General features: G+C 47.9%; 10 protein-coding genes and 2 tRNA genes. 10 read left to right on the top strand and 2 right to left on the bottom strand.

Features of this window, described 5'->3' with window-relative positions; translation table 11 throughout:
- Nucleotides 1-72 precede the first annotated feature (72 nt).
- Together BLR06_RS19000 and BLR06_RS19005 are read left to right on the top strand one after the other, a co-directional pair.
- A tRNA-Asp gene (locus BLR06_RS19000) sits at nucleotides 73-149 on the top strand.
- Between the two features lie 119 nt (nucleotides 150-268).
- Nucleotides 269-344 (top strand) — tRNA-Phe (locus BLR06_RS19005).
- A gap of 147 nt (nucleotides 345-491) precedes the next feature.
- Here BLR06_RS19005 and rbr read toward each other — a convergent pair.
- Nucleotides 492-1,028 (bottom strand): rubrerythrin, encoded by a 537-nt coding sequence (gene rbr, locus BLR06_RS19010; protein ID WP_092075153.1) that lies wholly within the window; start codon nucleotides 1,026-1,028, stop codon nucleotides 492-494.
- Nucleotides 1,029-1,358: 330 nt separating this feature from the next.
- Here rbr and BLR06_RS19015 point away from each other — a divergent pair, with 330 nt between their 5' ends.
- From BLR06_RS19015 to BLR06_RS19040, 7 genes are all read left to right on the top strand, one after another.
- Nucleotides 1,359-3,065, top strand: coding sequence for a methyl-accepting chemotaxis protein (locus tag BLR06_RS19015; protein ID WP_092075154.1), 1,707 nt, complete (start codon nucleotides 1,359-1,361; stop codon nucleotides 3,063-3,065).
- Nucleotides 3,066-3,369: 304 nt separating this feature from the next.
- Entirely contained in the window at nucleotides 3,370-3,618 is a 249-nt protein-coding gene (locus BLR06_RS19020; protein ID WP_092075155.1) for a hypothetical protein, read from the top strand.
- Nucleotides 3,619-3,787: 169 nt separating this feature from the next.
- Entirely contained in the window at nucleotides 3,788-3,958 is a 171-nt protein-coding gene (locus BLR06_RS19715) for a hypothetical protein (RefSeq protein WP_173812937.1), read from the top strand.
- Nucleotides 3,959-4,060: 102 nt separating this feature from the next.
- Nucleotides 4,061-4,291: a hypothetical protein gene (locus BLR06_RS19025; protein WP_092075156.1), complete on the top strand. Its 231-nt coding sequence runs from the start codon at nucleotides 4,061-4,063 to the stop codon at nucleotides 4,289-4,291.
- A 105-nt stretch (nucleotides 4,292-4,396) separates the two neighbouring features.
- Nucleotides 4,397-4,672, top strand: a complete 276-nt coding sequence (locus BLR06_RS19030) for a hypothetical protein (RefSeq protein WP_092075157.1) — start codon at nucleotides 4,397-4,399, stop codon at nucleotides 4,670-4,672.
- A gap of 239 nt (nucleotides 4,673-4,911) precedes the next feature.
- On the top strand, nucleotides 4,912-6,159 hold the full coding sequence (locus BLR06_RS19035) for an HD-GYP domain-containing protein (RefSeq protein ID WP_092075158.1): 1,248 nt from the start codon (nucleotides 4,912-4,914) through the stop codon (nucleotides 6,157-6,159).
- Between the two features lie 287 nt (nucleotides 6,160-6,446).
- Nucleotides 6,447-8,243, top strand: a complete 1,797-nt coding sequence (locus BLR06_RS19040) for a heme NO-binding domain-containing protein (RefSeq protein WP_092075159.1) — start codon at nucleotides 6,447-6,449, stop codon at nucleotides 8,241-8,243.
- Between the two features lie 137 nt (nucleotides 8,244-8,380).
- Here BLR06_RS19040 and BLR06_RS19045 read toward each other — a convergent pair whose 3' ends face one another.
- Nucleotides 8,381-8,752: a methylglyoxal synthase gene (locus BLR06_RS19045; RefSeq protein ID WP_092075160.1), complete on the bottom strand. Its 372-nt coding sequence runs from the start codon at nucleotides 8,750-8,752 to the stop codon at nucleotides 8,381-8,383.
- A 222-nt stretch (nucleotides 8,753-8,974) separates the two neighbouring features.
- Here BLR06_RS19045 and BLR06_RS19050 point away from each other — a divergent pair, with 222 nt between their 5' ends.
- Nucleotides 8,975-10,882, top strand: a complete 1,908-nt coding sequence (locus tag BLR06_RS19050) for a sigma-54-dependent Fis family transcriptional regulator (RefSeq protein ID WP_092075161.1) — start codon at nucleotides 8,975-8,977, stop codon at nucleotides 10,880-10,882.
- The last annotated feature ends 91 nt before the right edge of the window (nucleotides 10,883-10,973 follow it).

The raw sequence follows: 10,973 nt of genomic DNA on the forward strand, positions 1-10,973 counted from the left end.
GGTTTGACAAATCATAGCGGGATATTAGCGGAGCTGCCAAAGTCCAAAAGCTAATAGCCAGCATCCCAAAACGGCCCGGTAGTTTAGTCGGTTAGAATGCCGCCCTGTCACGGCGGAGGTCGTGGGTTCGAGTCCCATCCGGGTCGCCATTTTAGATATTAGACGTTGGACATTGGCTATTGGATAGTACAATAGGCAGGTCCGGCAATACTATAGGGATTTTAGCGGAGCTTCCAAAGTCCAAAAGCTAATATCCAAAATCCAGCATGCCTCGGTAGCTCAGTCGGTAGAGCAGAGGACTGAAAATCCTCGTGTCGGCAGTTCGATTCTGCCCTGAGGCACCACTGAAAAACAGGCCTTGCGATATGCAGGGTTTTTATTTTTGCCCGATATGCGCAAACTCAATCCCGGCAAACGGAAAAACACCTGAAAGAGCGGTTGAACCCGCTCTTTCAGGTGTTTTATGGTGCGAACATCAGGAAGCCTTCGGTTTAATAATTGGTAGCTTTTATTTGGAAGAAAGCCTGGGGATGTTCGCACACGGGACAGGATACAAGCGCTTTTGGTCCGTAATGAACATGTCCACAGTTATTGCAAATCCAGGTTTGTTTATCTTCTCTGGCAAATACTGCGCCTTCTTTTAAGTTGGCAAGCAGCTTTCTGTATCTCTCTTCATGGTCTTTTTCAATTTTACCCACCGCTTCAAAGAGATAAGCAATTTTATTGAAGCCTTCTTCTTTGGCTTCTTTGGCAAAGCTGGCGTACATATCGGTCCACTCATAGTTTTCGCCGTCAGCGGCGTCTTGTAAATTTGTGTCGGTGGAGGGGATGCCGTCATGCAACAGTTTAAACCAGATTTTCGCATGTTCTTTTTCGTTGCCGGCAGTTTCTTCAAAAAAGTCGGCAATTTGATTTAAGCCTTCCTTTCTGGCTTGCGCGGCATAATAAGTATACTTGTTTCTGGCCTCTGACTCGCCGGCAAATGCCGCCTGGAGGTTTGCTTCAGTTTTACTGCCCTTTAAATTCATTCATCATTCTCCTTTATTTTCCTTTTTGTCGCGTATTAAGCTGGCCCGGCCAGCTTAATACGACCGGCAATACCAATTAATAGTAGTAATCCTTGGAAAATTACTATTATTATATCTAATTATAATCAAAAACCCGGAAATCTTCAAGTATATATTGCTGCAAAGGCGGCAATCCTATTAATTTGGCAGGAATACAAATTTTATTTTAGTGGACAGCTCTGAGCGGCATTGTCATAATGCGAAAAATTCTGTCAACTTACAGCAGGACTTTTGTAAAAATATCCAGAATTTATTCTGTGGAATGAGTTACGCCAGGGAGGGTGATCCCAGATGTGTAGAAAAGGCGCCAGGATACCTATTATTGCCCAGTTGTCAGCGATGTTCGGATTTGTCTTAGTTTTATTTTTAGCGCTGCTGGGCTACGTTTTGTACCATTTTGACAGTGTGGGCAATATGGCCGGCAGTTTGATTCAGCATACGTCCGCCAGGGCATTGTTATTAAAGGACGCCCACACTGATTTTACCAGAGCGTTGTTGTCAATGCGCGGCTTTTTATTTTATCCGGACGGTGCTGCCGTTTACGAACAGAGTTATCGCGAAGAAATTCAAAAAAGCCTGGAGATAGTCCGGGATTACAATGCAACTTCAACAATGGCCGACACCAAAGCTGCCGGTGATAAGCTTGAAAAGCTGATTAGCGATTATGTGATATTAGGCGATCAGGTGATTGCTGCGAAAAAGGCCAATGATCCTAATTTATCGCAATATACCGGGCAAGGACGTCAATTGGTTGCTAATATTGATGAGCAGTTTTTGCAGATCAATAAGCTGCAGGGCGCTTATCTGTCCGGGAAGAGCGAGTCTCTCATTGACCATAGTAAAGCCCGGGTAAGACTGGCCGCTTTACTGAGTATCGGGATATTTGCCCTGGTCATTGTGTTGGTATATTTATACAGCCGCAATGTAAGTAAACGCTTTGGTAATTTAAGCCGGGAGCTGGCTGAGGTTGGCAAACTGGATTTAACCGGCCGTGATGTATTTCCGACCCGCAACGATGAAATCGGTGATATGGGCACGGTGATTATTGAGATGCGCCGGGCGTTAAAAACTTTTGTGCAGCAAATTCAGACAACCGGCCAAATGCTGGCCTCATCCGGTGAAGAGCTGAATGCAACCGTTGATGAGCATTTGAAGGCTGTTCAAACAGTGGCCGGCAGTATTGAAACAATTGCCGCCGGCGTCGGCCAAAACGCAGACAACATCGGCAGCATTTCAGCCGCTTTGCAGCAGGCGTCGGCCGGAGCCCAGCAAATAAGTGCAACCGCCGGCGCTGTTAACAGCCAGACTTACGATGCGGTACATGAGGCTGATACCGGCATGAACCTGTTGGGCGCAGTTGTAGGCCAGAATGAACAAATTGCTGCTGCTATGCAGGAAATTACCAATGTTACTTCGCTGCTGGCCAGCGGTTCGGAGGATATTAAGGGAATTGTCGGGGTCATCAATGATATTGCCGGCCAGACCAATTTACTGGCTTTAAATGCGGCTATTGAAGCGGCCCGGGCCGGAGAAGCGGGCCGAGGCTTCGCCGTAGTGGCTGAAGAGGTTCGGAAGCTGGCGGAACAAAGCGCCGGCGCAACCCAGGATATTGCTGAAATCATTGGGAGAATGGGCGGTGAAATTGCTTCCGCGGTAACAACTGTCGATAAAGCCAATACGGAGGTTGACAAGGGAAAGCTGGCCGCAGCGGATACGCAAAAGGGTTTTGAACTGATCATTGCGACATTAGGGACGGTTAAAAATGGTATTGAGCAAATTGCCGTGGCAATTGAAGAAACGGCTAAAGGTACCCAGTCGATGGTGGCCAGTGTGCAGAATATCAGTGCAATTGCGGAAGAAACCTCCGGCAATGCCAGTACCGTCGCCGCTACTGTGGAAGAGCAGTCGGCCAGTATGCATGAAATTAGCAGCAATGCTGAATCGCTGGCAAAGCTGGCAACTGAGCTGAATTCCATTGTAAGGCAATTTAAAATTTAAAGTGAGAGGCTGCCCGGAAATGCAATAAGCATTGGGGCAGCCTTTCCGTTTGAGCCAAGTCCCTGGCAGCCGCCAGAATTTTTTATTTTTACTGTAACTTACTGCCGCAAAGTTGTATAAACTATTGTAGTACCTTATCAGCCCTAAACCAGTGAATACTGACGGTCTATTTTCCGCAACCCTTCGTTGTCGCCGGTCGTCATACTCCCGGTATGCCTCCCTCCTCCGCCTGGTGTTGCGAAAAATAGCCTCGCCATTATCCTACCGTTTTAGGGCTGACAAGGTACTAGGCGGAGGGGTGCGTATGGCTTTTTGGGGATTTAAGTATGGTGGATTGGTGTTTTGGGCGATATTGCTGGATTTAGCAGGTGATTGCATGGATTTTGCCGTGGCTTGCGACAGGCATAAAGAAGCTTGTAAACACACCATAATGCAAAAAAAAGAACGATCCAGTAAGGTGCAAAAGCTGGAACAGCGTAGCCGCGAGCTTGAAGCTGAAATAGAAGTGCTGAAACAGCAATTGGCCGAATTGATGCAGAAGAACAATCAATAGGTTGTGGAAAATAAAGGTTATAAAATTGGAAAAAGTGAGAATAATAACAATGCCCGGAGCATATAAATGTATTTTGTCGGTAAAAAGTAATGAAGCGCCGGCGGATAACAACAAATATCGCAAGCTGAAGGGTGTATGCTTGTACTATAATAGCTAGGAGGGGTTTTTGTTGGAACCATTGGCAGTGAAAGAAAAAATCATGGAATTATCAGCTGAATTAAATCAGGCGGATATTGATGGTGCGGCCCGGGAGCGGCTTATGGCCGAACTGGTAGATTGGTGTGAAGCCTATTTTAGGTTGTATAACCAGTTAAAAGCAGTACCAAAGCTTGTTGTTTAAAAATTAAATGATTAAGATTAATCCTTTCGGAAAATTCCGGGAGGATTTTCTTCTGTCTATAAATAATTACTTGTGATAAAGAAACGTGCTGGGTGGGGTTATATGGATAAAAATAAGCATATTCAGCCGGTAGGATCAGTTGCCAGTATCGTAAGGGCTAAGCCTTTAGGCAGTGTAAAACTATTTAAAAGGCCGGAATATTTACCTAATCAAAAGCGGCGTAAATCCCCGGAGGAGCAGAAAGATCATGAAGCTTCAGGGGAGCGGCAATTGGTTAGCCGGGCTGTTGCCGGGACAGATTCTGTGGGCGCCAGGGTTGATGTTAAGGCCTAGTACTGCACCGCGCTTCTTCATGGAAGGCTGGGAGGGGCGAAGCAGGCGATGGGCAGATAATGACCTATTTGGCATCAAGTGTTAGATGAAGGGAGAGTTTTGAAAATGAGTTTAACCAGCCAGTGGCTGCAGGAGCTTAAGGTTTCCGAAGAACAATTGCAGGAAATCATCCGTAAATTGCAGCCGGTAATAGACCGTTATCAGCAGCGGGCGCCCTATGACGTTATTGAAGAGCGTTTAATCAATTACGGATTTACTAAATTTGACGCCCAAAAGGCAATGGCTGTTTTGTATGCCAGAACGGTTCTGACTGAGACAATTAATGCCTGGGACTATCGGCCATTTAAGTTAGTCAAATATATGCAGTTATTGGGACTTTAAACAACCGGGCCCGCGGGTCCGGTATTTTGCAATACGGCTTAGCGCGATTGACTGCTCAGCAGGGAGTTAAGGCCGTTTTGCCAATGCCGCGCGGCGCAAGTCCGGCCTTTTAAGATGCGGGGGAGTCAGGCGGGATACATAAAGTACAGTATTAAAGCTAATGCTGTGTATACTGACGGGTTACTTCGTTATTATATTTACAGTTTTAAGTGACTCGTTAGAGGGGGCAGTTTATCGTTATGCAATTCAATATTCATCCAATCAATTTACTACGCGCCCTGTCCATGGCGTTGGAACTATCAACTGGTGGTTTGTCTCGGCATCATTGGCGGACAGCTTTAATCAGCAGCCGGATTGCCGAGTATACCGGCCTGAGCAACGACGAGCAGCACACGATTGTTTATGCAGCCTTACTCCACGATATTGGCGCTGTCTCGCGCTGGGAAGAAAAACAAAGATTGCATCATTTTAAACAGGCTGGTCCGGATATTTACCATCATGCCGAAGCCGGGTACGAATTACTGAAAAATTCACCGCAGCTGGGAATGCTGGCTGAACCGATTCGACGTCATCATGATTGCTGGGACGGCAGCAGTCCTTCCGGGCTTGCCGGCCGGCAAATTCCTTTAGCAAGCCGGATTATTTGCCTGGCTGACCGGCTGGAGGTTTTACTGCGGGATGACCTGTTTATTTTTGAGCAAAGGCCGGAAATCTTATCGGCCATCCGTCAGCTCAGCGGCACTTATTTTGACCCTGATTTAGTAAAAGCGCTGCATGAGTTTGCCCGGCAGGAAAGCTTCTGGCTCGATTTGGTCAACCCCCATTATTATCAGAACTTTTTTCGCAATATTGACGTATACGGACTGATGAAGTTTACGATAGATGATGTGATCAACATTGCGGAGATATTTGCAACAATCATTGACCGGACCAGTTCATTTACGGCAATCCATTCACGCAGTGTTTCACTAATTGCGGCTTTTTTGGCTGAAGCCAGAGGCTACAGCTCAGAGGAAATTAAGGCAATGAGAATTGCCGGGTTATTACATGACCTGGGCAAATTGGCAATACCAAACGAAATTCTTGAAAAACCCAACAAATTGAACGAGTGGGAGTTCGCCGTTATTAAGCAGCACACGTATTATACTTACCGTATTTTGGCCCAGATTGACGGCTTTGAGATCATTGCCGAATGGGCGGCATACCATCATGAGACGCTTGACGGGACGGGCTATCCTTTCCGGATTGGTGAAAAATCCCTGCGGCTTGGCTCCCGTATTGTGGCTGTGGCGGATGTATTTGTGGCGCTGACCGAAAACCGGCCTTACCGGGCGACCTTGCCGCTGGCTGAAGTAGAAAAAATTATGCGGGCAATGGTTGCAAATCGTAAGCTGGACGGGACGATTACCGCTGATTTATTCGGCGGTTCTCATGCCTATGATCTGGCTCATCAGGCGGCAAGCATGGATCTTGATCAAAAACGCTAAGAAACGAACCACAGAGTACACAGAGTTAACGGAGGGGATACTAGGTTTAAAAATGCCCCGTAACCCTCTGTGTCCTCGGTGCACTCGGTGGTTCGTAAGTTGAACAACCGCTTAGACGGGCTGATTCGTTGAGCCTGGTTTGTGAAGCATTTGGGCAATGAATACAAAGTCGGTTTTTTATTTAATTTTAATAACGATAAATCCGCAATTGCCGGGTAGGATATTTTACGTTAAGAGCGAAGTTGTGGATATAAGTAGAAAACGCTGTAATTACGGGGTGTGTAATCATGAAAGGTACAGTTGTTGGGACTTGGCTGAAGACTTCACGCCAATTGTGGGGGGAAGATTTAACGAACCGGGCAATGGCTCATATCGGCTGGCAGGCCGATAAAATGTTTTTGCCGACGGAGGATATTGATGATGCCAAGCCTAAGGCGGTCATATCATTTCTTGCGTCACAGCTTGGCAAAACCGAGGATGAAGTTTGGCAGGCCATTGGTAAAGATAATGTCAGAACTTTTTTTAATGCTTACCCGGCTTTTTTTCAGCACGAGAATTTGTATTCCTTCTTGGCGTCAATGTATGATGTACATGTGGTCGTAGTCAAACGGCTGCCGGGAGCAAATCCGCCGGAATTATTGATCCGCCCTGTTTCCGAATATGAAGCTGTTTTGAGCTATCGTTCCAAACGCGGGATGTTTGGTTATTTCAAGGGCCTGCTGGCCGGGGCGGCTGAATTTTTTAGAGAGGATATCCGGACAGAGACAGTTGAAGCGTCAGCTGAGCTTCTGAAAATAAAGATCAGGTTTCCGCAGCCGGTCAGCCGGCTGGTTTCCTACCGGTTTAACAAGCTATTTTCTTTAGGCTTTATTCGCAGCCTGCCGGTTAAAATAGGTGTGGCAACTGCGGCCTTTTCCTTGCTGGCTAGCCTGGCTTTAGCCGCCGCTGGTTTGAATCTGCCGCTATGGATCCCCTTATTCAGCGGCGTTCTGGCCGCTGCCGGCGCGGCAATCCTGCTGCAGCCGTTTGCTTCGGTTAAAGCGGAACTGCAGGGTATTCTTGCGCATCAATATTATGGTACCACCAAGGTGGCTTCGGACGATGAGTTTGAAGCCATTGCAGAGCTGATTGACCAGTATAAAAAGCGGGTGAAGAGCGAATTTACCGGATTTAAAGGCACTGGGGATGAAATGCGGATGTATGCCGGTGATTTCAATGACCTGGCGGAAAAAATGCGGCGCACATCAACGGAGATCTCGGGAGTGGTCATGGATGTGGCGCTTGCCGCCACCAGCCAGGCCCAGGATACCAGTCATGCCGTTGGTATTCTTAACGGCAATCTGGCAACTCTGAGAACTGTGGTTACCGAGCAGGAACGCAATAAGCAGCAATTAGAAGCGGCCGTCGCCGAAATTAAAGGCGGCTTTGATGATATCCAGGCCTCCAATCAAAGACTGGAACGGAGTATGGAAAAGTTCGGGGATGTGAAGCAATCAGCCGAAAACTTACAGGATCAGGCCAGTAAAATCAATGAAATTACCGGAATGGTGTCGGCTATTGCCGGACAGACCAATCTGCTGGCGCTGAATGCTGCAATCGAGGCGGCCAGGGCCGGTGAACAGGGGCGGGGCTTTGCAGTTGTAGCCGAGGAGGTTAGAAAGCTGGCCGAACAGTCGCAGCATCACTCGGAAAGCATTTCCCGTGATCTTGAAATCCTGATGAGGATTATCAGCGGCGTAGTTGCTTTAATTGAAGAAGAGTATGTAGTTCTGGCAAATGAAAGCCGCCAATTGGGAACTGTTGTCCATAGCAATACTCTGCATGTGCTGAATGTGCATAAAGTTGCCGACAATATCGTGAATATGATTGAGCAATTAGAGCAGGAGACAAAAGGGCTGAGTGAAGTGTACGGCAAGATTGAGGCGCTGGCGGCAGTCTCGGAGGAAAATTCGGCGGCCAGCGAGGAAGTCAGTGCTGCGGTCACGGTATACAATGATAAGCTGCAGGATATGATGGACAAAATCGGTGAATTTAAGACGGTTATTCAACATTTTAGTGAGGATATCAACGATTACCGGACCTGATTTGGACTCAACAAAAAAACAGGCGAACCACGCCTGTTTTTTGCCGATTAAAATAGAAATGTTTAACCGCAGCAGTTCAACCTGTGACTTTGGTTCACTCCCGGCGCAGAACAGGCGTTCATTTGTGAAACGTCAGGTTATTCCAGCACCAGAGAATTAAGCAATAAATGAGCTGTTTGTTGATTTGTCGCCAAAGGAACGTTGTGTACGTCACAGACTCTAAGCAATGCGGTAATGTCCGGCTCATGCGGCTGGGCCGTGAGTGGATCGCGAAGAAAAATAACCATGTCAATCTGCTGTGTGGCAACTAGTGAGCCTATTTGCTGGTCGCCGCCCAACGGGCCTGATAAGAGTGTGGTAATCTCCAACCCGATATTTTCCGCGATTAAGCGGCCGGTAGTGGCAGTAGCAACAAGCTTATGCTGGGCCAGCAGGGCTGAATGCAGGCGAACAAATTCCAGCATCTCCTGTTTTTTGCGGTCATGGGCAATTAAAGCAATGGTTTTCATTGTAACACCAGCCTTTACTATTTTTTTACTTTAAGCATACCGAATTTTATTCCATTGGTAAATAAAAATTTGCGATGACTTTTCTGTCAATCCTGCGCATTTTGCCCAAACCCTTTATTGCATGTAGCAGATGGGCTTGGTACAATTGGGTAGGGAAAATGAGATCACGTTTATTTGTTATTGGGCATACTAAAATACATCAGAATTTTGGGGGTTGTTTTTATGATTCGAGAGCGGCGCAGCAGGGATAAATTGGAGTCCTATTACAAAAAGTTTATTCAGGACGCAGTTCTTGACCCAAATGTCCATCCCTGGGTTGCCGCCTCCTGGCAACGCAGCCTGAACGGTAAAATACCGCATGACAGTATGCCGGCGCTTGCTAAGCTGACGAAAGAAGAACTGGCTGACCGGCAGAATAAAAATGCCGGCGCGATTAGCTATTTAAACGACTTTTACCGGGAAATCAGGGAGTTTTTTAATATTTATAATTTGAGCCTGCTGTTGTTAGATGCAGACTGTTATGTGCTAAAAAGTTACTCGCTGCCATTCTTTCAGAAGACGCCGGGCCAAATTGAGGGCGCCCGGCTGGCCGAGCAGGATATCGGCGCGTCCAGCATCAGTATTGCGTATGAGCACCGGACGCCGTTTCTCTTATTCGGGCCGGAAATGTGGCTTGAGGACTGCCAGTTGGGAGATGCCTGCTCAGCGCCGATTATTCTGGACGGGGAACTGGCCTATATGATTACTTTGGTATCGGTGGAGCAGCAGGCTTTGCCGTATAGCTCGGTGGTATCGCTTATATTAAGTATGAAACACGCCATGGAAAGCCATTTGAATTTGTGTTCACGCCTAAAAGCGCAACAGGCCATTTTGGATGCGGCGCCATTTGCCGTTTACCACATTATGCCTGGCGGAGAGGTCGCCTATACCAATAAACTGGGGAAAAGCCGGCTGGAGGGAATTGGCGGCGACACGGTCAACGGGCTGGCTAATCTTAACGATGTGGTATTAAATTACCGGCATACGCCGATTTTTAAGGGATTTAACGGAGTGCCTTCCTATAATAAGGAGGTAACCTGGATAACGCATCGTAAAACTTATGAGGATATAACGACGGTGGTGCCTCTGGAGCGGGGATCTGATCAGAGCGTAAACAGTGTTGTTGCAGTTTCCCTGCCGATTGAGGATTTAAGAACGCTGGTGGCTCATGCCGTTGGCTATACGGCCCGCTATAGCCTGTCCAGCATGGTCGGGGCTATGCCGGTTTTTGTGGCGGCTAAGGAAAAAGCCGCCCGGGTAGCCCGTAATCACAGCCATTTATTATTACAGGGCGAGGCTGGCACTGGGAAGGAGCGGATGGCGCATGGCATTCATCAGGCCAGCGCCAGGGCCGCAGGCCCGCTGATTGCTCTTAAATGCGGCAGCCTTCCGCCGGAGCGTCTGGAAGAGGAGCTGTTTGGCGCTGCCACTGTTCCGGATGCCAGCCGGCCCGGCAAGCTGGAACTGGCCAATGGCGGCACGCTATTTATGGATGAGATTGAAAAATTGCCCCGTAATGCGGCAAACGAGCTGGCCAAGGCTTTGGTCGACAAGCGGATGAGACGGCTCGGAGAAGCCGTGGAGCGGCCAATTGACGTACGGATTATCGCCGCCTGTGACAGTGATTTAAAACGGCTGACCGAGCGGGGCGCATTTGCCGGCAGTTTATACGAAATTATCGCCAAGAGTGTGGTCAGAGTACCTGCGCTCAGGACTCGCCGGGAGGATATTCCGGCATTGGCTGTTCATATTGTCAGTGAGGTGGCTGAGCAGCATCAGATGAAGGTAAAAACAATATTGCCTGAAACCAACGCAGTGCTGATGGCCTATGACTGGCCAGGCAATATCAAGCAGCTTCAAGGCGTGGTGGAGTATGCTTTTTTTCATACCGCCGGCGACCAGATTCGGCCGGAGGATATTAATTTGATGGGCGAGATCAGGCCCGATAATGCCTGGAAGGAAGATCGCGATGTATTTATCAAGGCCTGGCGGGCCGCCGGCGGCAATATAAGCCGTTTAGCCAATATGCTTGATGTCAGCAGGGTAACCTTATACCGCTATTTAAAAAAGTACGGGCTTGATAAAGCCTAGTGTCTTGGCAAAGTTGTGAATTAGGATTAGACAGTGTAGATTTTTTTGCAATGCAAGGCGGAGGAAGGAGGCATACCGGGAGTATGCCGAC

It is taken from the genome of Dendrosporobacter quercicolus, from assembly GCF_900104455.1.
GTDB lineage: Bacteria > Bacillota > Negativicutes > DSM-1736 > Dendrosporobacteraceae > Dendrosporobacter > Dendrosporobacter quercicolus.

What these genes read in the sequence shown, in the direction of transcription:
- BLR06_RS19045 (WP_092075160.1), bottom strand. Translation starts at nt 8,752, where the DNA reads ATGAAAACCATTGCTTTAATTGCCCATGACCGCAAAAAACAGGAGATG.
- BLR06_RS19050 (WP_092075161.1), top strand. Translation starts at nt 8,975, where the DNA reads ATGATTCGAGAGCGGCGCAGCAGGGATAAATTGGAGTCCTATTACAAA.
- BLR06_RS19015 (WP_092075154.1), top strand. Translation starts at nt 1,359, where the DNA reads ATGTGTAGAAAAGGCGCCAGGATACCTATTATTGCCCAGTTGTCAGCG.
- rbr (WP_092075153.1), bottom strand. Translation starts at nt 1,028, where the DNA reads ATGAATTTAAAGGGCAGTAAAACTGAAGCAAACCTCCAGGCGGCATTT.
- BLR06_RS19040 (WP_092075159.1), top strand. Translation starts at nt 6,447, where the DNA reads ATGAAAGGTACAGTTGTTGGGACTTGGCTGAAGACTTCACGCCAATTG.
- BLR06_RS19035 (WP_092075158.1), top strand. Translation starts at nt 4,912, where the DNA reads ATGCAATTCAATATTCATCCAATCAATTTACTACGCGCCCTGTCCATG.
- BLR06_RS19030 (WP_092075157.1), top strand. Translation starts at nt 4,397, where the DNA reads ATGAGTTTAACCAGCCAGTGGCTGCAGGAGCTTAAGGTTTCCGAAGAA.
- BLR06_RS19020 (WP_092075155.1), top strand. Translation starts at nt 3,370, where the DNA reads ATGGCTTTTTGGGGATTTAAGTATGGTGGATTGGTGTTTTGGGCGATA.
- BLR06_RS19025 (WP_092075156.1), top strand. Translation starts at nt 4,061, where the DNA reads ATGGATAAAAATAAGCATATTCAGCCGGTAGGATCAGTTGCCAGTATC.